Origin of the sequence: Thioclava kandeliae (assembly GCF_040297545.1) — a bacterium.
Lineage (GTDB): Bacteria > Pseudomonadota > Alphaproteobacteria > Rhodobacterales > Rhodobacteraceae > Thioclava > Thioclava kandeliae.
The window spans coordinates 1-20,384 of record NZ_JAYWLC010000003.1 but is presented as its reverse complement, the minus strand read 5'-3'; the positions used below and the strand labels follow the sequence as shown (position 1 = coordinate 20,384).

Below are 20,384 nucleotides of genomic sequence, written 5' to 3'. Positions count from 1 at the left end.
TCGGGACAGGCGGTTTCCCTCCGCCTCCCCTGCCCCCACAATCGCATCCGAGAAAGCGCTGCCATCAACTGTTGAGCCAGACATATTCCGAGAATGCGTAGCCGTTCAATCCGCCCAAGGGGTTGGGCTCCAACCCGCCGAGCCGGTCGGTATAGGCGTCGATATTGCTCATATAGGCCGGAATGATCGTCCCTGCCTGCTGCGCGACCATCTCCTGCAGATCCCAGTAGATCTCGGTGCGCTTGCTTTCGTCGGTCAAACCGCGCGCCTCTTTCAGAAGACTGTCAAAACGGGAGGAGATATAGCGGCTCTCGTTCCAGGGCGCGTCCGAGCTGTAAAGCAATGAGAAGAGGATATCGGGTGTGGGCCGCGGGTTGATATGCCCGAAATGGACTGGCGCCTTGAGCCAGTAATTCGACCAGTAGCCATCCGCGGGCACCTGATCGATCCTGATATTCATCCCGATCCCTGCCCCTGCCTGCTGGATGAGCGTCGCCATATCGACCGAGGACGCGGCGGCCTCCGAGGCCACAATCGGGATTTCGACCCCCAACAGGCCCGCCTTATCGAAGGCTGCCTTGGCACGGTCGGGGTCGAATTCCGCAGGTTTCAACTCGGTATTGTAATAGCGGCTGGCCGGCGAGACGGGCTGGTCATTGCCGATATCGGCAAAGCCGCGCAGCACGGATTTCTGGATCGCCTCGCGATTGACTAGATGCTTCATACCTTCGATGAAACCCGCCTTCGACCCTGGATCAAGGTCTATACGCATATTGAGATCGGTGTAATTGCCAGCGGTCGTGGTCAGCGTCGAGATACCGTCCCGTCCCTCGAGCGTCCGCATGGCACGCGGGTTGATCTTGGCCGCGATCTGGATATCGCCCGACATCAGCGCATTGAGCCGCGCGCTGGCATCGGCGATCGCGAAGAACTCGACACTGTCGAGATAGGGGCCTTCGGATTTGAAGTAGCTGTCGTTACGCTGCCCGACAGAGCGCACGCCCGGCTCGAAGACCTCGCAGGTAAAGGGACCGGTTCCGTTGGCTGTGGTGAAGTCGGTCGTTCCATCCGCGATGATGGCGAAATGATGGAGCCCGAGGATCGTGGGCAGGTCGGCATTGGGCTCGGCCAGCACGATCCGGACGCCGAGTGCTCCGGTGGCCGAGATCTCGACCATCTGCTTGGCAATCGCATTGACCTTGGAGCCGACCTCCGGATCCAGATGGCGCTGGAGCGAATAGACCACATCCTCCGCACCAAAGCTCTTGCCGTTGTGGAACGTGACACCCTTGCGCAGAGTGATCTGCCATGTCTGGGCATCTGGTGTCTCGATGCTCTCGGCCAGTTCCATCTGCGGCACGCCCGCGCGGTCGATGAAGGTCAGCCGGTTATAGAATGTGCAGGCGCGGACATAATCGGTCGTGTTCGAGCCCTTGGCCGGATCGAGCGTATCGGCAATCGAGGCCGACCAGCCTGCCGCTTTCAGATGGCCACCGCGCATGGGGGTTGCGGCATTCGCGCGCTCTGCAATGCCTAAAAGTGTGCCGCCCGCGCTCAGGCCAACGCCTGCGACCATCAGCATATGCAGTAGCTCACGCCGCGTAGCGCCTTGCCGCAATGCGCCCTCCAGCAGGCGGCTATCACGATCTGTCCAGTTTGTCGGTCGTTCGGTCGTCATATCTGTCTCCCTGTGAGGAACTATATCCGAGGATCATGGTTTGGCGGGGTGATCTGGTGCCACCTTCCGCCATTCTCTTTGTCGTTAGAAGCCGAGCCGGTCGAGGGTCTCGTAGCCCGCCGTGACCGCCCTGACCCCGATGGAGCGGAACGCGAAGAACGGCACTTTGGGGAGGGTGTCCCGCGCCACAAGCCCCAGATCCGGCGCCTCGCCCAGGAACCTGCGCGCCATACAATGCCCGACATAGCCCGACATCGCGACACCCGCGCCGTTGAAGCCCGCCGCGAAGTGCTGGCGTTGCGTAAGTGCCCCCGCCATCGGTAAGGCATCGAAGGTCAACGCAACATGGCCGGACCAGCGGTGGGTCACCGGATGCCCCTCAAGCTGCGGAAAAATCGCGCGCATCGCGCTTTCCAGCCGCGCGAAGGCCGCAGGGGCGTCCACCGCGCCAAGCGCACCGCGTCCGCCAAAGATCAGCCTGTCGCCCTCGCGCCGGAACCAGCGCATCATCCGCCGAGTCTCGGTATAGCTACGGGCATTGGCACAGATCTCCTCGGACATTGTGGCAGGCAAAGGCGCCGTGGCCACCATCGCCGAGCGGAACGGCACGACCGACCGGCGCAATGGTGCCGTGACGCGACTGATGGAGGAATAGGCATCGGTCGCATAGAGCACATGATCGGCGCGGATCTCGCCGTTCGGGAGTGTCGCTCGGAGAGATCCGGTGGCTTCTTCGACCTCCAGCACAGGGCTTCGGGCATAGAGCCGCACGCCGGCCCTTACCGCCGCCTGCGCCAGTCCGTGCAGATAGTCGAGTGGACGGATCGTGCCCCCTTGCGGCGCAAGCACTCCGCCGCAGAAATCCGTGCTGCCGGTTTCGCGTTGCATCTCCTGACGGTCGAGCAATGCGAGACCGCTCACGCCCAGTTCGGCCTTCTGCCATTCGGCATCCCGCGCCAGCGCCTCGAATGCGCGCGCGGTATGGGCACAGCGCAGCGCGCCGTGACGCGCGTAATGCGCCCCGATATCATACCTCTCGAGCGTCTCCTCGAGATAGGCCACCGACCTGCCGGCGATCTCGTGCATTCTGCGGGCTGTCGCGATCCCGTGGCTCTGGGCCAGAGCACTATAGGATATGCGGAACTTCGCGTTCACCACGCCCCCATTGCGCCCCGAGCCGCCCGTGCCTAAGGGCCCCGCCTCTGCCACGATCACGGTCTTGCCCGCCCGCGCAAGGGTCAGGGCCGCATGAAGCCCCGCATAGCCCCCGCCCACCACCAGCACCTCGGCGCGATCGGAGACGGCAAGCGACGGATACTCTGGCGCGGCAGGAGCAAGCTCCTCCCAGAGCGAGGGCGCTTTGGGAGGAACCGAGACAGTATCGCGCCCGTTCACTTGGCGAAGGCGGCATCAACCGCATCGGCCAGATCCGCAAGCGAATGGAGATGCAGATCGGGTTCGGTATATTCGGCCGGATCGGGCGAGCCGCCGTAACCTTCCTGATCGAAGCGCCGCTGGATCCAGCAGGTCTTGTAGCCGAGTGCCTTCGCCACGCCGATATCATGATGCTGGCTTTGAGCCACATGCAGGATCTCGTCCTGTTTGATCCCGAGCACCGAAGCACGGCCACGGCTATAGTCGAAGACGCGCGGATCCGGCTTGGGGACGCCCGCATCGTCACAGGTAATGGCGTCATGGAAGGGCAGCCCCAGCGTCCAGTGATAGGCGCTGAAGGCAGTGCGATCGGCATTGGTCATCGCGCACAAACGAAAACGCGCCCGCATACGCCCGAGCGCCTCGGGCGCATCGGGGAAAGCAGGAAGCTGCAACAGCCGCAACTGGAACAGCTCCGCATTACGGTGCGCCGTTTCAAGCCCTAGCACCTTGGCCATATGAAGATAGACATCGCCAAAGGCTTCGCTGGTGCGGCCATGATGGATGTCACGCGCCTGCACATAGGGTTTGAAAATCTCGTCATCGCTCAGGCCCCTGGCCGCATCGCCGCCCAGTTCGCGGATCGCGTCGAGCACGCCTTTCTCGAAATCGATGCAGGTGCCGACCACATCGAAGGTCAACAGTTTGAAACGGGTCAGATCCATGACAGGCCTCTAATGGGATATGTGTTGACCTCATGTTGCGGTGCAATAAAGGTAAATTCAATTGAAGAAGTCTGATAACTATTATAACTTCAGATCATGGATAGTCTTCGTCGTAAATTGCCCTCAGTCGGTAGCCTTTTCATCTTCGAGGCCGCCGCGCGGCATCAGAACTTCTCGCGGGCCGCAGATGAGCTGAACGTCACGCAGCCGGCAATCAGCCGTGCGATCCATGCACTCGAGACCCATCTGGGACAGCCCCTGTTCGAACGCTCGCGCAGCGGAGCGACGCTGAGTGCCGAAGGAGCGCGTCTGGCGCAGGTTGTCGGACGATCGTTCAGCGACATCTCCGCCGAGCTCGATCGCCTGACCCGCAAGAGGGATGAGGACCGGGTGATCACGCTTTCGGTCTCGACGGCCTTCGTCGCGCATTGGCTCATGCCGCGGATCTCGGTCTTTCGGGCCGCGTTTCCGCAACTCGAACTGCGCTTCCAGCTGATTGCCGGACCGGTATCGGGCCCGATCGAGGGCGTCGATCTGGCAATGCGCTATTACGAGAGCCCGCCGGACGGGGCCCGTGTTCTCCTGCGCGAGGGATATATCGATATCTGCGCGGCCTCGATCGCACGGACCGCGCGCCATGGAACAGTGCCGCGTGTCTATCTCGAAGGCATAAACGATCCGGCGAGCATCATCACCCCCGAGGAAAGCGACAGGACGTCGGCGCTCTCGTTTGCCGATTATTCCATTGTCGTCCAGGCAGCCTTGTCAGGTCAGGGAACTGCCACGGGGTGGCTGAACATCGTAGCACATTGGCTCGATACCGGCCTTCTCGTCCCCGTATACCCCGAGCCCGTCATGCTGACGTCGCGCCTGTGCTGTCTCCAGTTCAACGAAACCTCCGCCAGATCCCGCGCCGTTGCCGATTGGATCGAGGGACAGATGATGGCTGATTTTAAATCGCTTTCAGCGAAATACCCTGAACTGAAGCTCGAACGAATGATGATTTCGCCAGCCCGTGCCTGAGTGTGTAAGTTGATCTTCCCCCATTTGAGTGGTCCGGTCTGAAACCTCGTGCCTCATGGAGTTCGGCCTACGGACATGATGCGGTTCAGGGCTGCTGGGCGATACGACCTCTTCTGGGCACGGGTCTAGGCCAGTCAAATGCGGGAGACCAGATCGTAGAATTGGCTGAAACTGCCATGTCGTTGGCCTGAACTGTCAAGACGGGTTCCAAGCTGCCTCACTAGAATTTTCCTAATGGCAAGTGTCACACTTCTCTCGGAAAGGAATTCCATATGGCGGATCCACAACCTCAAACCACTCTCAGGAAAGGATCCTTGGGTGTTACCCATATCCTCTTCTTCGTTATCGCTGCCGCCGCACCGCTGACAGCGATCGTCGGTGCGGCACCTCTGGCCTATTCGATCGGCAATGGTGCGGGTGCGCCTATGGGATATGTCATTGCGGGGCTGATCTATCTCCTGTTCAGCGTGGGCTTTACGGCAATGAGCCGCCATGTCGGAAGCGCTGGTGCCTTTTACGCCTTTGTCTCCAAAGGGCTGGGATCACGCTGGGCACTGGCGGCAGGCGCAATGACGCTGCTGACTTATTATGCGATCCAGATTGCCATCTATGCCTTTTTCGGGATCGTCATTGCGGGACTTCTGGAACCGCTAGGACTGCCTCTGCCGTGGTGGGCCGCGGCTCTGATCTGCGTGATCCTCGTGGATCTCTGCGGCCGACGCCAGATCGAGTTCTCAGGCTGGATTCTCGGGATCTGCATGCTATGCGAAATCGTTGTGCTGATGGTGCTCAACCTGCTGATCCTTGCCCAAGGCGGGCCGGAAGGCATCAGTGCAACCTCGTTCTTGCCCTCGGTCGGGTTCTCGGCGGGGATCGGTGTCAGCCTTCTGTTTGCTGTGGCCTCCTTCCTCGGCTTCGAGGCAACCGTGATTTTTGCGGAAGAAGCCAAGCGCCCGCGCCGCACGATCCCGATGGCGACCTATCTTGCCGTGATCTGTATCACCCTGTTCTATGCCTTTTCAGCGTGGTGCATGGTTATTGCCTATGGCCCGTCCAATATCCGTGACGCGGCAACCGCCGATAGCTCGGATCTCTTCGTGAACACGGCACATGCACTTGGCGGCAGCCTGCTCAGCACGACGATGAGCGCTCTGCTGGTCACCAGCCTTTTTGCCTGTATCCTGTCCTTCCATAACACGATCAGCCGCTATCTCTTTGCAGGCGGGCGCGAAGCTGTCTTGCCCAAGGCGCTGGCACAGGTGCATCCGCATTTCGGCTCGACCCATACAGCCAATCGTGTCCAGAGCCTCTCGGTTGCCCTTATCATCGGCCTATGTGCCCTATTCAGGATCGATCCCTATGCAACCGTCTATTCGTTCATGGCCGCACTCTCGGCCCTTGGTGTGCTCTCGGTCCAGATCCTCGTGGGCATCTCGATCCTGCGCTATTTTGCCCGCACACCACATGACACGACACTCTGGCAAAGGGTGATTGCGCCCGTCGCGGCATTGATCGGTCTGGTCATCGTCTTGCTGCTCGCACTGTCGAACCTTCCGATGCTGACAGGTGCCACCAATGTCGCAGTGATCCTGCTGCTTCCGGCGGCGGTTATCGGCACGGGGCTCATGGGCTGGGGCTATGCCGTCTATCTCTCGCGGCGGGACCCTGCCCGTTATGATGCGCTCGGCACGAGTTTCCTCTCCATCGCAGGAGCATCGCATGACTGACGCTCCGGATATTGCAAGCGAGATGATCACCTACGGGCGGCAGCCACTGGAGACCGGCATCACCATGGAATATGCCCGTAAAGGGCACGGGCCCCATAGTTTCGTTCTGGTCCATGGCTATGGTGATAGCTGGTATTCCTTCTATGGCATGATGCAGGCCTTTCCCGACAGCTGCAGCGTCCTTGCCGTGAGCCTGCGGGGGTTCGGCGAGAGCGACAAGCCGGAGACCAGCTATTCCATCGGCCAGCATGCAGAGGATGTTATCGCATTGCTGCAGGCGCTCGGGACAGGGCCTTCCGTCATCGTCGGGCATTCGATGGGCACATTCATCGCCCGGGAGATCGCACTCCGAGCGCCCGGTCTGGCCCAAAAACTTGTGCTGGTCGATACCGCTGCCACAGGAGCGACACCGCCGCTGGTGGCGCTGGCACGGGACCTCTCAGAGCTTCAGGATCCTCTTCCACGCAGCTTTGCCCATGAGTTTCAGGCAGGCACATGCGTCAATCCCTTGGGAGGGGGCATGACGCTGGACAAGATCGTGGACGAAAGCATGAAGGCTCCCGCCCATGTGTGGAAATCGGCGCTTGCGGGGTTGCTTGACTACCGGCCACCGGCGGGACCGTTCCCCGAGCTGGCACAACTGACGCTCCCGGTCCTTCTCGTCTGGGGCGCTCATGACGAGATCTTCCTGCGCGAAGATCAGGACACCCTGCTCGCCGCCTTACCCGATGCGCGGCTCAGCGTATATGCTGCGGCCGGCCACGCCCCGAACTGGGAAGTACCCGAGGAGCTCTGCTCCGAAATCCGGAACTTCTGCGGCCTTTAAAAGCGCACACGCCCGACATGGGCCTTCCGGTCTTTCCGGCAGGCCCATGCTCACGAGATCAGGCGACCCCTCAAACGGAAATTACTGGGCGACAGGCCGGTTTCTGCCTTGAACGCCCGCGAGAAAGCGCTGCTCTCGCTATAGCCCAGACGATAGCCGATCTGGGATACAGACATGGAGCTTCCGAGGAGATACTCACAGGCGATTTCCATGCAGACAGCGGCGCGCAGATCTCGGAAGCTTGTGTCATAAGCCTCAAGCCGACGGTGCATCGTGCGTTCGCTGAGCCCGAGTTCCGCTGCGATTTCACCCGCGCTACAGGTCGCGAGGCCCCGACCGTCACTGCGGGACTGCATCGCGTCATGGAGTGCGCCAATCAGCCCCGTCCGGTTGCTGCGCGTCAGAAGCTCTCGCTCCAAATCCTCCAGGATCAGCCGATGCATATATCGATCGGCCTGCGGCGCGGGCCGTTCCAGCCATGCCGCGTCGAAATAAAGCGCGGTCATCGGCTGGCGGCTACGGATTTCAACCTCTTCAAGACAGGTGCCACGGGCAGAAGCGCGAAATACATGCTGGAAATCTATGCGCGAGGGGACGAATGCCGGTGACAGACGCGTTAGCGCACGACATAAAAGCGCCATTGAAAACTCCGCATCCTGCGCACGAAGATCCGAGTGCAACGCGCTCAGCTCGTAGCTCAGGCAGGCCAAACCGCCGCTACGCTTCAGCTGCATATGCGAATGGTCCTGAACAACCGAAAAGTTGCTGCAAAAGGTTTCCAGTGCCTCGCCCCAGCTTCCGGCATGCAACATCTGATAGCCGATTGCGCCAAGATTACGAATATCGAAAACGTCTCCGAAACAGATCCCGAAATTACCTGTCGGACATTCGGCGGCCGCCACATCCAGCACACGCGTATACAGGCTCAATGGGATCATGCGATCGGGCGTGGATAGCGATTCAGGGCTTAGCCCTGCCTTGCGGACAACTGCCTCGAAAGAGCTACCGTTCCGGCTGACGATGTCCGCGCACCCAATCAGGCATCCGATCCGGATCGAGCTGTCGAGACTTCTTGTCAGCGCGCTGTGCTGCTGCATATCCGATACCCTGCCATGGCGCTGGCGCCAACGTCTTCCTTCCTTGGCTCTGGCCTATAATATCGCAGCAGACGAGAAATATGTCTCCGGCGAACCCGAGTAATGAGAGCATCAGAATGAACTGCCCAGAAATCGTTCGGATCTGGTTGCGGGCGCCAGTAAAGTAGGCACTGGAAATGTTTGCCGCGAGGAACATGAAGCCGGTGCCCGACTTCGGGTCTCGAATGGTGCATGAGGACCATTCCGGACCTGTTTTCACAGGAGCGTCGATCTTACCGAACTGATAGAGCCATAGAGCAAGAAGAGCGCCGCAGAACAAGCCGCGCTCTTGAATGTGGGTTAGCCAAGGATCGGCAGACTTGCTATTTTATAGCCCAGCGTAATGGTGCGCCCAAGGACAGGATCTTCGAGTTCTGCACTGAAACATGTGGAATACTGTATGCCACCGATCGCGGGCATGGTGCCACAGAGCATGGCGGTGCCGTCCTCGAAATGTCCCTCGGCCTCGTAGCGGGCCATCGTCTCGAGCGGCATTAGCAGCGAGGCAACCGAGCCTTCCTGATAAAGCACGCGACCGGTCTCGGTCTCGATCCAGCTGCGAAGAACTAGACTGTCCCAATGGTCTTTGACTTCGTCCATGGGCCAGAGCGTTGTCGAAACCGGCTTGGCACAGAGCTGCTTGGACACGGAGATTCCGTAAGCTTCGACTTCGCGGTCAGTATGGTCAGAACCGAGCCCAACATAGAGCGCACCGTTATGGCGCAGCAGAAGCGGCTCGACCTCACCGGAGGACTTGTCGCCAAGTTCTTCGATCATGTCGGCCTGCGTCAGGCGTTCGGCAGCCACGCGGTAGAAGGTCGGCGTGGTCTTGGGGCGCGCGATGCCGAGCGCTTCCAGCTCGACGATATGGTGCTCCATTGCCGCCTTGTCGCGTCCGGCCCAGCCAGCAATGACGAGCTGGCGCGGGTCGAAGACGATCTCCTGCGATCCGGTGCGGGATATGATCTCGAATTTCATGTCATTCTCCTGAAAATGCGGGCGCGAGATGACGCAGCACCGCCTCGACGGTTGTGCCGATGCCAAGCAGGCGACGGTCATCCATGGTTTCGCCCATGAGGGTCAGCCCTACCGGCAACGCGCCATCGGGCTGCGGCAACGGAAGGGACAATGCACAGCGGTCGAGGAAATTCGCGACCGTTGGATTTCGCAGAGCGCGCAGGTTCGTCTGACCATAAAGCGCCTCGTCCGTCTCAAGCGGTGCAAGCTCGGGCGCAAGCATCGGCACTGTGGGCAGAAGCACCGCATCAAGCCCCTCGGTCAGCGCATCGCATTCGACGATCATCGCCGCGCGGGCAGCTAAAACGGCGGCATAGTCCTCAGCCGTCATCGTTTCGGCCTTGCGGATACGGACCGCAACGCGAGGGTCATAATCCGCTTCTCCTTCAGCAAGTCGTTCGCGATGCACGGCAAAGGCTTCCGCGCCGGTGATCCCGCCTCCTGCATTGAGCGCCGGAATCGCTTCGATGGGAGGCAACTCGAGATCTACCAGCTCGGCTCCGGCCTGCCTCAAACGCTCGAGTGCATCAGTCCACGCTTGCGAAACTTCGGGCTCGAGCCCGTCGACGACATAATTCCGCAGGACGCCAAAGCGAAGGCCGACGATGCTCTCGGGCACTGAGAGGCCGAGGTCGGGCTCGTTGACCAACACCGCATCCGCAAGCGCCACGCCAGCCACATCTGCGGCGATCGAGCCGATGGAATCAAGCGTATATGACAGTGGATAGCAGCCCTCCTGCGGGATGCGCCTTGCAGTAGGTTTGAACCCTGTCAGCCCGCAGAAAGCTGCCGGGATACGACACGATCCGCCGGTATCGGTGCCGAGACCGATCACCGCAAGCCCCGCACCAACCGATGCCGCAGCCCCCGACGATGATCCACCAGGGATGCGCGCGGGCAAGTCCGGCGCTACCGCCGGATTGCGCGGGGTGCCGAAATGGGGATTGAGACCAAGACCGGAATAAGCAAATTCGGTCATATTTGTATGGCCGACAATCACGGCCCCTGCGGCGCGCAACCGCTTGATAACGTCAGCATCGGCTGCGGCAGGCGCGGCATTTGCCAATACTTTCGAGCCCGAATGCGTGACAAAGCCTCTCATATCGAAAAGGCATTTGACCGAGATCGGCACTCCGTCAAGCGGCCCCAAAGTCGCGGCTTCCGCACGGCGGGCGTCAGAGGCGCAAGCCGCCCTGCGGGCACCTTCCAGATCGAGCGCGGTATAGATGCGCGCCGCCTCGGGGCCCGCAGCGTCGAGCGCTGCCGCAACACGCTCGAGCAGGCCTTGGGCGGTAACCGCGCCGCTTTCTAGCGCCGCAGTTACTTCAGCAATGGTCAAACTCATGCGACCACTTCATCCTCGGAAACGTAGTAATGCAGTTCCATCAGAACGCAGCCTTTTTCGGATTTGAAAGGCCCGTGATAGGCGCCCTTGGGGCGGCAGGCATAGGTGTGCTGGCCAAATGCCTCGCCTCCTTCGCCATTCTCATCATTTCCGACGGTCAGATCGCCCGAGACGAGATAGACCTCTTCCCAGTAATCATGCACGAAAGGTTTGGTCGTATAGATCCCCGGTGCAAAACGCAGAAGGCGGGTTCGGAAGCCCTCCTTCTTTTCTTCGTCAAGGAAACCCGAGAGGATTTTCTGCTCGATGCCCTGCGGATATCCCGGCGGCACTTCCCAGCCCTCGGTGCCCATATCAATCGGATAGAACTCTTCATGCGACTTTGCAATTTTCATTTTTTTTCCTGTGGTTAGATGAGAGGTTTTCGACTTGAGCCAAGTGATGCCGATCAAACACCAAAGCTCGGATTACATTCAGGACACAGCCGGCAGCTCGTAACCTGCCATCATGGCATCGACGAGCCCGGTGGAGCGGTCCCAATCAAAGTGCCGGAAGGAATGCCCCTTTGTGACGAAGGTCGCACCTGCATAGAACATTTCGTATTGCTGGTGGCGTGAGCCGAATTCCGACCCAAGCGCATCCCATGCAAGCTTGAAGAACTTCACGCGGCCCTTCGCGTCGGTGACAGGGCTGGCCTGCGTCTTCTCGATCAGACGCGCCACTTCGGGATTTGCGAAATCGGCGACCGAGGAGGGCAGCATAATCAGCCCACCGCCTGCCAAATCACGCATGGTAGTAGTGACTTGGGCATAGAGTTGCTGGGTCAAGACTTGCGCCGAGTAAAGCAGATGCGTATCGGGGATGTAGTATGCCCCGCGCATCTTGCCCTTGGCTTCCATACCATAGACAAACGCTTCAACCATTGCCGCTTGCGCAGCCAGTTGGCCCAGCGTCTCGCGCACGGCGGGAATAGCCAATGTTCCATTGGTCTCGGCTGTCTTGCGCGCAATCCCCATAAGGAAACGCATCTTCACCATAAGCCGGATCTGCGCCTGATAGTTTTGATAGACATGGGCGGGGGTCGCATGGAACTGTCGCGCGCACATTGAGGTATTCTGATTGATGAAGACGCGCTCCCACGGAACTTTCACATCATCGAAATAAAGGACCGCGTCATTCTCGTCGAACTGCGCGCCAAGCGGATTATCAAAGATCTCGGGGCTTTGCGCTTCATAGGATTTCCGCGACAGGATTTTGAGGCCGGAAGTATTCATCGGGATCGCGAAGGAGATGGCGTAGGGCTCCTCGCCTTCACGCATCGGTTGAATACATGTTACGAAAACCTCGTTGGCCAGCACGCCCCCCGTGGCCAGCATCTTGCCTCCACGCACGGTGAGCCCTGAAGAGTCCTGATCAACCACACCACACGCGAAGAACGGATCTTTCTGCTCATTGGCGGCCTTCGAACGATCGGCCTGCGGATTGATGATGACATAGGTCAGATAAAGCTCGTTATCGCGCGCATAATGGTAGTAATCCGCCAGAGCCGAAGCGCGCGCTTGGTCATATTCCTCAAAGACCTCGAGCCCCATATACATGCCCGCGATGCAAGAGGCGACGTGATCGGGCGCGCGGCCCATGAAGCCGCCATGCAGCTCGGTCCAAGCTTCCAGCGCGTGACGGCGCTCGACTAGCTCGGCATAGCTCTTGGGAAGCTGCCAGATGCGATTGGCGCGGGCGCCATTACCGGTCTCGAAAGTCATCAGGGCCTGATTTTCCGGCGCCGCCTGAAAATCGTAGAGTTTGCCCATGGATGCCACCGAGTGGCGGAAAGCGGGAGCTGTGGTCACGTCCTCGACACGCTGGCCGTAGATATAGATTTCGCGTCCGTCGCGAAGCGATTTGGTGTGCTGGGCACCGTTCTTGATCATCGGGGGGATCCTTTAGGCAGGGGAGAGGCGGCGAGCCAGCGCTTCAGCGCAGCGCGACATAGCCTCCTTGGGAGAAAATAAGCGGGTAACTCGGTTCAGCGAGATGGATCTCGCTGACCTGCGCCACGAAGAGGCGATGGTCGCCCGCGTCATGGATGGCGTTGGGAACGCAGTCGAAAATGGCTTGGGCGCCAGTGATATGGGGCGCGCCATTCAGACTGGGAGTCGTCTCGACCCCGGCGAATTTATCCGCACCTGCTCGCGCGAAGCGGTTCGACAGATCGGTCTGATCCTGCGAGAGCACATGGATCGCATAGCTTTCGGCCTTCTCGAAGAGTGGCAGCGAATGTGCATGGCGCCCGATAGAGAATAAGATCAGCGCAGGATCAAGCGAGAGCGCGTTGAACGAGCTCATCGTCATGCCGATACGTTCCCCGGCTACAGTCGCCGTGACGATAACGACGCCGGTGGGAAAGCGTCCGAGCGCGTTGCGCAGGCTGCGGGTATCGGCAGGATCAGGCGTAAAGGTCTGGCTGTAATGGCCCATAACGGAGGTCCCTTATCAAACGGCTGGCCCCACAATCCTGTCGGGCCGCAACTGTTCTTAAGGTTCGGCCACCAAGGATCATCTGTCAATTTAATTAACTTACAAAGGTATTTCCAAAATATATTTGCCTAGAAATTTGGCGTCCGGCACCTAAACGCGTCGAAGATCCCCTAAGAGATCTCTAATATTGCATATTTTAAAGTCATACAATGTTCTTGGATCCGCGAATGTCCGAATCAATAATCGTTTATTAATATCAATAAATTCAATAGCTTATTTTCAATAGAACTACAGGTGAAAAACATAGATTCTTGTAATGTCTATATTTTGCTCACTCAACATGCCCAAGCTGGGCGCCGATGATGCATACATGAGCGCATCAATATAAATAGCTTTGTTAGGAAGTTTTTATTTGAAAGTTTTTCTGTATCGAAGCGTGATTGACTAAGCGGCAGAATCCCTGCCCTGAAAAATAAGAATGCGCGGGCTCTCGGGTCTGCAACAACAGTGGAGTGAGACATGGAATTCAATAAGATGATGCTCGCGCGATCCGGAGCAGCTGCACTCGCCATCACGCTGGCATCTAGCGCGGCCTATGCTGACACGATCCGTTTTGGCGCAGTCGTACCCGCCTCGGGCCCCTTCGCTGAATGGGGCCGCGCGAATACGGTGGCGCTCAAGATGCTCGAGAAGGAGGTCAATGACGCCGGCGGTATCAATGGCGAGAAGCTCGAGATCTCGATCTATGACGATGGTGCAAAGCCCGGTCAGGCTGCATCGATGATCCGCAAACTAACGGATGACGACAAGGTTCTGGCGATTGCTGGCCCCGCGACCTCCTCGGCTGCCGAGGTCGCCTTTCCGCTCGCAAACCAGCTCGGGATCGTCGCGGTCTCGCAAAACAGCTCGAAACCAGGACTAGCAGCTTCGAACCGTCCCTGGGCCTTCCGAAATACGGTCGATGAGGCCAAGCTCGCGAATGTTACTCTGCCGTGGTTTGTCGAAACCTATGGTGTGAAGAAGGTTGCCATCATCTATGACGCCAAGGATGCCACCGCGACCGCTGTCGGCTCCTCGATCTTTCCCAAGGCGCTAGAGGCAAATGGCATCGACGTCGTGGACGGCGCAAGCCCTATTACCTTCAATACCGGCGATCTTGATGTCTCTGCGCAAGTCACCAAGATCCGTGCAATGGCCCCCGATGCCGTAATCCTCTCCGCAGATTACAGTCAGGCGATCACCGTGCTGCGCGAGATGCGTCGTCAAGGTGTCAAACTGCCTGTTCTAGGCTCGACCCAGCTAATCTCGAGTGCAATCCTCGCGGCCGATCCCGAAATTCCGGTAGTAGCTCCGACAACCTTCTTCGCCGGCCTCGATACGCCCGCAGTGCAGGATTTCACCGCCAAACTTACCCCCCTTCTGCGTGCGCAGAAGAACCTCCCCGACACAATCGAACCTTCACAATTCGATGCCAATATCTATGAAATCATGTCGCTTTTTGTCGAAGCGGCAAAATCGGCGAAAATCACCGGCAAGCCTGAGGATCTAGCGTCCGACCGCGAGAAGATACGCGACTATATGGCTTCCGAGCACGATTTCTCCGGCCTGGGCGGCAAAATCTCCTTTGGCGAGGATGGTGATGCTGTGAAGTCCTTCTTCATCGTTGAAGCCAAAGATGGCGCATGGACAGCCAAAGACACGGCGTGCTCCGCTGAAGGCGCCTGCAGCCAGTAAGCACTCTGCGTCCCAACCTCAGGGTTGGGACGATCTTCTTTCTCTCACCAGGGTTCGCGTCGCCTCGATGTATGTCAGTATCTTTATCCAGCAGGTCTTGAATGGCCTAACTTTGGGCGCGGTGTATACGCTGATCGCTCTCGCTTTCTCGCTGGTGATGGGGGTGCTCGGCATCCTCAACCTCGCCATTGCCGAAATTTTCATGTTCGGAGCCTACCTGGGCTTTGCACTGCTATTGTCTGGTTTCCCCCTCTGGCTTGCGCTTGTGGCCGCGATGGCGGGTACGGCTATCATCGGGGCGATTGTCGCGCGTATCGGTTACGAACCTCTGCGTAATGCCGGTCATGTCACGCCGATGTTGAGCACGCTCGGCTTCTCGATGATCTTACAAAACCTTGCGACCAACCTATGGGGCTCAGACCCGCTACAACTGTCGCTTGATGGTCTCCTTGCCACACGTTTCTCAATCGGACTGGTCTCTATCAGCCTAGTGCAGATCATCGTCATCGTAGTCACTGTTCTTTTCTGTGTGGTCATTGGCCTCCTGATCCAGCGGAGTGCTGTGGGACGGGCGCTGCGTGCCGTTGCCGAAAGCCGCGAAATCTCACGCCTTTTGGGTATCTATCCGGGACGGTTGATCCTGATCACCTTCGCGCTATCCGGAGCCCTAGCAGGCGCGGCGGGCGTGCTTGTGGGCGTGCAATACTCCGCTATCACGCCCTATATCGGGGCGGATGTCGGGGTAAAGGCAATCGCTGTCATGGTGGTCGGCGGGGCGACCAATATCTGGGGGGCGCTCTTGGCAGGACCGATCATCGGTGTGCTCGAGGTTCTTACCGTTGCTTACCTGGGCGCGGAATTGCGTGATTTTATTGTATATGGCCTGATGATCGTCATCTTGCTGGTCCGCCCGCAAGGATTGCTCGGAGGCTCGGCCAAGACTTCCGGAGGACGCGTATAATGTTGTCAGCCTATCAATCCGGCCTCTTGGCCGATGGCTCCATCCTGCTTTTGGGCGCGCTTTCGGTCTATGTCATCCTTGCAACCGGCCAGTTATCACTGGGCAACGCGGGTTTCATGGCAATCGGCGCCTATCTTTCCTCCTGGCTCACGGTGAGCGCGGGGTTTGCCCTCACGCCAGCCATCCTAATTTCAGTGGTGGTCGCCATGGGGTTTGGACTGCTCATCGGCTTTCCGGCGCTGCGGCTTCGCGGCATTTACCTTGCGATGGCCACACTGGCTTTTGGCGAGATGGTCCGCAGCTTTTTCCTGAACTTTGAACCCACAGGTGGCTCCGGCGGCTACGCGGGGATGGAACATGTGTCTTTGGGCTACATCCTTGCTTGGACGCTAGGCTGTCTGGCACTGGTGCTGGCACTTGAACGCACACGCCTCTGGTTCGAGGTGAAGTCAATCAAGGATGACGAACTCGCGGCAGGGCTCATGGGCCTCAATACCACCGGCATCAAACTCGCAAGCTTTGCGTTTGGCTCGGGTCTTGCAGCGGTATCCGGAGCGCTGTTCGCGCATCAAAACCTCTATATCGAACCGGCAAACTTCGGGTTCGACCATTCGGTCTCGTTTGTGCTGGCTGTTATTCTGGGTGGTTCAAGCCTTGCGCTGGGTTCGCTTTTGGGCGCTGCAGTGCTGATCCTATTACCCGAAGTTCTGCGCGATTTCACAGACTGGCGTCAGGCAATCTTCGGAGCGCTGCTGATCGGCGTCCTGCTCGTGCGCCGTCAGGGGCTTGTCGACCGGAATTTCTTCGGTCTGGCGCGTTTACGGAGGAAATCGTGATATGACCCATATCCTTACTTTTGAGAACGTAACTCAGAGCTTTGGCGGGATCCGTGCGCTCAATGAGGTCTCGTTCGATTGTCGCGCGGGGGAAATTACCGGCATCATCGGCCCCAATGGCGCTGGTAAGACCACGATCTTCAACGTCATCACTGGCGCCTATCGCCCCGACAGCGGAGCCGTAAGGCTGTCGGGCGAGAACCAACTGGGCCGTGCTTCCTGGCGGATCGCGCGGACAGGTATCTCGCGCACTTTCCAGAATATCAGGCTCTTCCCATCATTGAGCGTACGCGAGCATATTCTGCTGGCGCAGGCCCCGAAACTAGGGCTGGCACGCAGATTTCTGCCCGACGGCAAAGTGCAGGCCCGTGCCGACGAGATGATGGAGTTGTTCGGTATTGCCCAATATCGCGACCGTGTCGCCACCTCCTTGCCTTACGGCGTGCAACGCAAGATAGAGATGGCGCGGGCCTGTGCTATGGCCCCGAAACTCCTCCTGCTTGACGAACCCGTTGCCGGGATGAACCATGACGAGGCCGAAGATCTACGTCAGACCCTGCTAAGACTGCGTATGGGTGGGCTCTCAATCCTCATTATCGAACATGACATGCGCTTCATGATGCGATTATGCGACAAGATCCATGTCATGAATTTCGGCACTCGCATTGCCAGCGGTACACCAGCGCAGATCCAGGCTGATCCTGCTGTGATCGCCGCTTACCTAGGAGAAGAGGCTTGATACTCGAACTGAATGCATTGGCGGTGAATTACGGCGCCATTCCCGGGGTGCGTAAAGTCGATCTGACTCTCGACGAGGGAGAGATCGTTGCACTGATCGGCGCAAACGGTGCAGGCAAAAGCACGACCATGAAAGCAATTGCCGGCTTGCTACCCTATCGTGGCGAAATCCGATATCGCGGATCGGTATTGGCACCAATGCGCGCCGAGGCCAATTTGGCGGCAGGTCTGTCACTCGTGCCGGAAGGACGGGGCATTCTGGCAAGAATGACAGTCGAGGAAAATCTTCGGATGGGCGCCTATCTGCGCCGCGACCACGCGGCAGTAAACCGCGAAATCATTAGCGCCTTCGAGCGTTTTCCGATCCTCGGCAAGCGCCGGAACGGCCTGGCAGGCTACCTGTCCGGGGGGGAACAGCAGATTCTTGCGATCGTACGGGCCCTGCTTGCACGACCAAAACTTCTGCTTCTGGACGAGCCATCTCTAGGCTTGGCTCCGTTGATGACGGCCGAAATCTTCTCGTTCATTGCAGGATTCCGCGCTCAGGGGTTGAGTGTGCTTGTAGCGGAACAGAAATCCAAGCATTCGCTCGCAATTGCCGACCGTGCCTATCTTCTCTCGATGGGCGAAGTGGTTGCAAGCGGTGCCGCAAACGAGCTGGCGGAAGGTGGCCTCATTCTCAATACAATGTTGGCCATCGGCTGACAGGCATATCACTGGTTCGGACCAAAACTGGTCCGAACCCCCATCGCCTCATCTCAGGCGTCTTTGCTCGGCTCGGGCTGGATGTGGTCCGGGTTACTGCGCAAATAATCTTGCAGCTTCAGCGCTCGCTCAGCCCCCTCGATGAGGCTCTCCATCATATTAACCATAAAGCTCAGATCGCCCCGGCGAAGCGTCCCGAATTCCACATCGTTCACCTTTTGCTGGATTGGTGCCAACGCGCACAGTAGTCCATATGCAGTCTCGGTGATCGTCAGCTGGATTTTTCGGCGATCCTCAGGATCGACGGTTTTCTCGACCAAGCCCATTTTCTCTAAGCGCTTTGTCACAGTAGTTACAAACGCACTTGAGAGATGGAGATGCTCGGCCAACTGACTGACAATAACGAAGCCATCGTCGGCGGTCATGTGGCTGATCGCAACGAGAACGCTATATTCCACCCCCCCCAGTCCAATATTCGCCCCGAAATTTGCGCGCACCTTCTCGTGGCGAGACAAAAACCCGAAAAAAGCATGGATAAGTTTGCGGAACTCTGCATCTGATCCGTTTATTAGCAGCTCAGGTCGCGACACTGTCAGAGGACGGACTGTCCGATCATATAAATCTACAGCCACGGGCGCAAAATTATGCCCTGCAATAGGTTTGACTGTAGGCTTTTCTGAAGGCATCTAACGCGATCTTTCCAAATTGAGGCACCAGCATAACAGAGACTTGCAGGTACGAACACCTTCTGCGGGCAGGTAGGCACCGCGATTGATGCTAGCGGTGATAAATAATTTGCGAGTTTGGCGCTATGGGAATTAGGAAAGGTGTACAGTCCCATCAATTGGTGGATCGGGTTCAAAATGAAGCTGTCTGTCACTGCAGCCCAGATCTTGCAGTTTTATTCTTCGGGTATTGCTCTGCTCCCTGAAAACCGGATTGTTTAAATCTGGGGGCTTTGACTATTCTGTTCTGGCCGGGAGAGGAGCGGAAACGCTTGAAAGCCTCGAAGTTCACGGAGGCGCAGAAGGCGGCCATCCTGAAGAAGGACAAGCAAAGCACCCCGGTTACTGAGATCTGCCGAAAGGCCGGAGGCAGCCAAGCGTCCTTTTTCAACTAGAAGAAATTACCGCGACCCGTTTCCAAACAAGATGTGTCAACTGAAGGCGCTGAAAAAAAGCACATACGGCTCGAGAAGCTTGTGGAGGACCTGACGCTCCGCCCTGAGATGTGAGCTGCCCCCCGAAAATCGGACAGTTTCCCGAGAAGCGGTCTTGGACATTCGGGCCAGAGCTTAAGCTGGGTCGCCGAATGAAAAAGGCGATCTACCATGGCAAAGAGAAAGAACCACTCAGCTGATTTGAAGGCGAAGGTCGCATTGGAAGCGATCCGCGAGGAGATGACGCTGGCGGAATTGCCGAAGAAATACGGCGTTCATCCGAACATGATCAGCGGGTGGAAATGTCCGGCGGTTACCAACATGGCGCAGGCTTTCGAGCCCGATCAAACCGATAGGGCTCGCGCCTCCGAGGCCGAGATTGAGAAACTGCATTCGAGGATCGGACAGTTGGTCGTGGAGTGGTTTTTTCCATCGAGCGCCTCGCACCAGTTGCTCGGGGCGCAAGCTAAAAATGGAGAGCGCGGATCATCAGTTGAGGCCGCGACGGCAATCCGCACTGCTGCAGCGGGGCTGTATTACCGTCCTGTTGGAGAAAGTGCCGAGAGCCTGAGATTTATGGACCTCATCGACAAGCAGTTCTTGGAAGCGCCGTGGTATGGTTTGCGGCAGATGGCGGATACATCCAGCATCAGGGGCTTAAATGCGGCGATCGTGTCCCACGGGGTGGTGTAGCTCAGGTGGCCATCGGGTTTCTTAGTAAGGTCGGGTTGCTAGACTCAATCTGATCCAAGGATGACACCCGATGACCAAACCTATGATGGACCTTCGCGCGCTTGTCGAACAGAGCGGCGATGCAGATTTACTGCGTGAGATGATTGGCTTTGCCGCCGAGCGACTAATGGAGCTCGAGGTTGGCGCCAAGACCGGCGCGGACTATGGCGAGAAGAGTGCCGAACGACTG

20 protein-coding genes and 1 pseudogene are annotated in these 20,384 nt (G+C 58.3%); 11 read left to right on the top strand and 10 right to left on the bottom strand.

Going from position 1 to position 20,384, the window contains the following annotated elements:
- Positions 1-64 precede the first annotated feature (64 nt).
- The 3 genes from VSX56_RS04795 to VSX56_RS04785 all read right to left on the bottom strand — a co-directional run bounded on the left by VSX56_RS04795 (position 65) and on the right by VSX56_RS04785 (position 3,777).
- Positions 65-1,678, bottom strand: coding sequence for an ABC transporter substrate-binding protein (locus VSX56_RS04795; RefSeq protein ID WP_350935239.1), 1,614 nt, complete (start codon positions 1,676-1,678; stop codon positions 65-67).
- Positions 1,679-1,762: 84 nt separating this feature from the next.
- Positions 1,763-3,073 carry an NAD(P)/FAD-dependent oxidoreductase gene (locus VSX56_RS04790; RefSeq protein ID WP_350935237.1) on the bottom strand — a complete coding sequence of 437 codons (1,311 nt, stop codon included), beginning with the start codon at positions 3,071-3,073 and terminating at the stop codon, positions 1,763-1,765.
- Positions 3,070-3,777, bottom strand: a complete 708-nt coding sequence (locus tag VSX56_RS04785) for an HAD-IA family hydrolase (RefSeq protein ID WP_339114659.1) — start codon at positions 3,775-3,777, stop codon at positions 3,070-3,072. The genes VSX56_RS04790 and VSX56_RS04785 overlap by 4 nt, the downstream gene beginning before the upstream one ends.
- 96 nt (positions 3,778-3,873) lie before the next feature.
- Here VSX56_RS04785 and VSX56_RS04780 point away from each other — a divergent pair, with 96 nt between their 5' ends.
- The 3 genes from VSX56_RS04780 to VSX56_RS04770 all read left to right on the top strand — a co-directional run bounded on the left by VSX56_RS04780 (position 3,874) and on the right by VSX56_RS04770 (position 7,353).
- Positions 3,874-4,800 carry a LysR family transcriptional regulator gene (locus tag VSX56_RS04780; protein WP_350935234.1) on the top strand — a complete coding sequence of 309 codons (927 nt, stop codon included), beginning with the start codon at positions 3,874-3,876 and terminating at the stop codon, positions 4,798-4,800.
- Positions 4,801-5,114: 314 nt separating this feature from the next.
- Complete coding sequence (locus VSX56_RS04775) at positions 5,115-6,527, top strand: APC family permease (RefSeq protein WP_349295414.1); 1,413 nt, start codon at positions 5,115-5,117, stop codon at positions 6,525-6,527.
- Positions 6,520-7,353, top strand: coding sequence for an alpha/beta fold hydrolase (locus VSX56_RS04770; RefSeq protein ID WP_350935232.1), 834 nt, complete (start codon positions 6,520-6,522; stop codon positions 7,351-7,353). The genes VSX56_RS04775 and VSX56_RS04770 overlap by 8 nt, the downstream gene beginning before the upstream one ends.
- A gap of 50 nt (positions 7,354-7,403) precedes the next feature.
- On the opposite strand, the gene VSX56_RS04765 is transcribed toward VSX56_RS04770, so the two are convergent.
- From VSX56_RS04765 to VSX56_RS04740, 6 genes are all read right to left on the bottom strand, one after another.
- Complete coding sequence (locus tag VSX56_RS04765) at positions 7,404-8,450, bottom strand: AraC family transcriptional regulator (RefSeq protein ID WP_350935230.1); 1,047 nt, start codon at positions 8,448-8,450, stop codon at positions 7,404-7,406.
- 339 nt (positions 8,451-8,789) lie between these two features.
- Positions 8,790-9,467: a DUF2848 domain-containing protein gene (locus VSX56_RS04760; RefSeq protein WP_349295416.1), complete on the bottom strand. Its 678-nt coding sequence runs from the start codon at positions 9,465-9,467 to the stop codon at positions 8,790-8,792.
- A 1-nt stretch (position 9,468) separates the two neighbouring features.
- Complete coding sequence (locus tag VSX56_RS04755) at positions 9,469-10,851, bottom strand: amidase (RefSeq protein ID WP_350935227.1); 1,383 nt, start codon at positions 10,849-10,851, stop codon at positions 9,469-9,471.
- On the bottom strand, positions 10,848-11,246 hold the full coding sequence (locus VSX56_RS04750; RefSeq protein ID WP_350935225.1) for a cupin domain-containing protein: 399 nt from the start codon (positions 11,244-11,246) through the stop codon (positions 10,848-10,850). The genes VSX56_RS04755 and VSX56_RS04750 overlap by 4 nt, the downstream gene beginning before the upstream one ends.
- Positions 11,247-11,324: 78 nt before the next feature.
- The gene (locus VSX56_RS04745) at positions 11,325-12,782 is read right to left on the bottom strand and encodes a 4-hydroxyphenylacetate 3-hydroxylase family protein (protein ID WP_350935223.1); all 1,458 of its coding nucleotides are present in this window, start codon (positions 12,780-12,782) and stop codon (positions 11,325-11,327) included.
- 43 nt (positions 12,783-12,825) lie between these two features.
- A complete protein-coding gene (locus tag VSX56_RS04740) occupies positions 12,826-13,329 on the bottom strand; it encodes a flavin reductase family protein (RefSeq protein ID WP_350935221.1) in 504 nt (167 codons plus the stop codon).
- Positions 13,330-13,848: 519 nt separating this feature from the next.
- Here VSX56_RS04740 and VSX56_RS04735 point away from each other — a divergent pair.
- From VSX56_RS04735 to VSX56_RS04715, 5 genes are all read left to right on the top strand, one after another.
- Positions 13,849-15,063 carry an ABC transporter substrate-binding protein gene (locus VSX56_RS04735; protein WP_350935219.1) on the top strand — a complete coding sequence of 405 codons (1,215 nt, stop codon included), beginning with the start codon at positions 13,849-13,851 and terminating at the stop codon, positions 15,061-15,063.
- A 67-nt stretch (positions 15,064-15,130) separates the two neighbouring features.
- The gene (locus tag VSX56_RS04730) at positions 15,131-16,024 is read left to right on the top strand and encodes a branched-chain amino acid ABC transporter permease (RefSeq protein ID WP_339114670.1); all 894 of its coding nucleotides are present in this window, start codon (positions 15,131-15,133) and stop codon (positions 16,022-16,024) included.
- Entirely contained in the window at positions 16,024-16,860 is an 837-nt protein-coding gene (locus VSX56_RS04725) for a branched-chain amino acid ABC transporter permease (protein ID WP_339114671.1), read from the top strand. Before VSX56_RS04730 ends, VSX56_RS04725 begins: the two co-directional genes overlap by 1 nt.
- Before the next feature lies 1 nt (position 16,861).
- A complete protein-coding gene (locus VSX56_RS04720) occupies positions 16,862-17,599 on the top strand; it encodes an ABC transporter ATP-binding protein (RefSeq protein ID WP_350935215.1) in 738 nt (245 codons plus the stop codon).
- Entirely contained in the window at positions 17,596-18,303 is a 708-nt protein-coding gene (locus tag VSX56_RS04715; RefSeq protein WP_350935213.1) for an ABC transporter ATP-binding protein, read from the top strand. Before VSX56_RS04720 ends, VSX56_RS04715 begins: the two co-directional genes overlap by 4 nt.
- Positions 18,304-18,356: 53 nt before the next feature.
- Here VSX56_RS04715 and VSX56_RS04710 read toward each other — a convergent pair whose 3' ends face one another.
- Positions 18,357-18,989 carry a MarR family winged helix-turn-helix transcriptional regulator gene (locus VSX56_RS04710; RefSeq protein ID WP_350935211.1) on the bottom strand — a complete coding sequence of 211 codons (633 nt, stop codon included), beginning with the start codon at positions 18,987-18,989 and terminating at the stop codon, positions 18,357-18,359.
- Between the two features lie 272 nt (positions 18,990-19,261).
- Between VSX56_RS04710 and VSX56_RS04705 the strand changes: the two genes are divergently transcribed.
- The 3 genes and pseudogenes from VSX56_RS04705 to VSX56_RS04695 all read left to right on the top strand — a co-directional run.
- Positions 19,262-19,423 (top strand): transposase, encoded by a 162-nt coding sequence (locus VSX56_RS04705; protein WP_350935209.1) that lies wholly within the window; start codon positions 19,262-19,264, stop codon positions 19,421-19,423.
- A 210-nt stretch (positions 19,424-19,633) separates the two neighbouring features.
- The gene (locus tag VSX56_RS04700; RefSeq protein ID WP_350935207.1) at positions 19,634-20,155 is read left to right on the top strand and encodes a hypothetical protein; all 522 of its coding nucleotides are present in this window, start codon (positions 19,634-19,636) and stop codon (positions 20,153-20,155) included.
- Positions 20,156-20,225: 70 nt separating this feature from the next.
- Positions 20,226-20,384: pseudogene (locus tag VSX56_RS04695) on the top strand (IS256 family transposase); the annotation flags it as partial.

Bases quoted from the DNA above. Each gene is read 5' to 3' on its own strand.
- VSX56_RS04795 (WP_350935239.1), bottom strand. From the start codon at position 1,678: ATGACGACCGAACGACCGACAAACTGGACAGATCGTGATAGCCGCCTG.
- VSX56_RS04785 (WP_339114659.1), bottom strand. From the start codon at position 3,777: ATGGATCTGACCCGTTTCAAACTGTTGACCTTCGATGTGGTCGGCACC.
- VSX56_RS04780 (WP_350935234.1), top strand. From the start codon at position 3,874: ATGGATAGTCTTCGTCGTAAATTGCCCTCAGTCGGTAGCCTTTTCATC.
- VSX56_RS04770 (WP_350935232.1), top strand. From the start codon at position 6,520: ATGACTGACGCTCCGGATATTGCAAGCGAGATGATCACCTACGGGCGG.
- VSX56_RS04765 (WP_350935230.1), bottom strand. From the start codon at position 8,450: ATGCAGCAGCACAGCGCGCTGACAAGAAGTCTCGACAGCTCGATCCGG.
- VSX56_RS04760 (WP_349295416.1), bottom strand. From the start codon at position 9,467: ATGAAATTCGAGATCATATCCCGCACCGGATCGCAGGAGATCGTCTTC.
- VSX56_RS04755 (WP_350935227.1), bottom strand. From the start codon at position 10,851: ATGAGTTTGACCATTGCTGAAGTAACTGCGGCGCTAGAAAGCGGCGCG.
- VSX56_RS04750 (WP_350935225.1), bottom strand. From the start codon at position 11,246: ATGAAAATTGCAAAGTCGCATGAAGAGTTCTATCCGATTGATATGGGC.
- VSX56_RS04745 (WP_350935223.1), bottom strand. From the start codon at position 12,782: ATGATCAAGAACGGTGCCCAGCACACCAAATCGCTTCGCGACGGACGC.
- VSX56_RS04740 (WP_350935221.1), bottom strand. From the start codon at position 13,329: ATGGGCCATTACAGCCAGACCTTTACGCCTGATCCTGCCGATACCCGC.
- VSX56_RS04735 (WP_350935219.1), top strand. From the start codon at position 13,849: ATGGAATTCAATAAGATGATGCTCGCGCGATCCGGAGCAGCTGCACTC.
- VSX56_RS04730 (WP_339114670.1), top strand. From the start codon at position 15,131: ATGTATGTCAGTATCTTTATCCAGCAGGTCTTGAATGGCCTAACTTTG.
- VSX56_RS04725 (WP_339114671.1), top strand. From the start codon at position 16,024: ATGTTGTCAGCCTATCAATCCGGCCTCTTGGCCGATGGCTCCATCCTG.
- VSX56_RS04720 (WP_350935215.1), top strand. From the start codon at position 16,862: ATGACCCATATCCTTACTTTTGAGAACGTAACTCAGAGCTTTGGCGGG.
- VSX56_RS04710 (WP_350935211.1), bottom strand. From the start codon at position 18,989: ATGCCTTCAGAAAAGCCTACAGTCAAACCTATTGCAGGGCATAATTTT.
- VSX56_RS04700 (WP_350935207.1), top strand. From the start codon at position 19,634: ATGGCAAAGAGAAAGAACCACTCAGCTGATTTGAAGGCGAAGGTCGCA.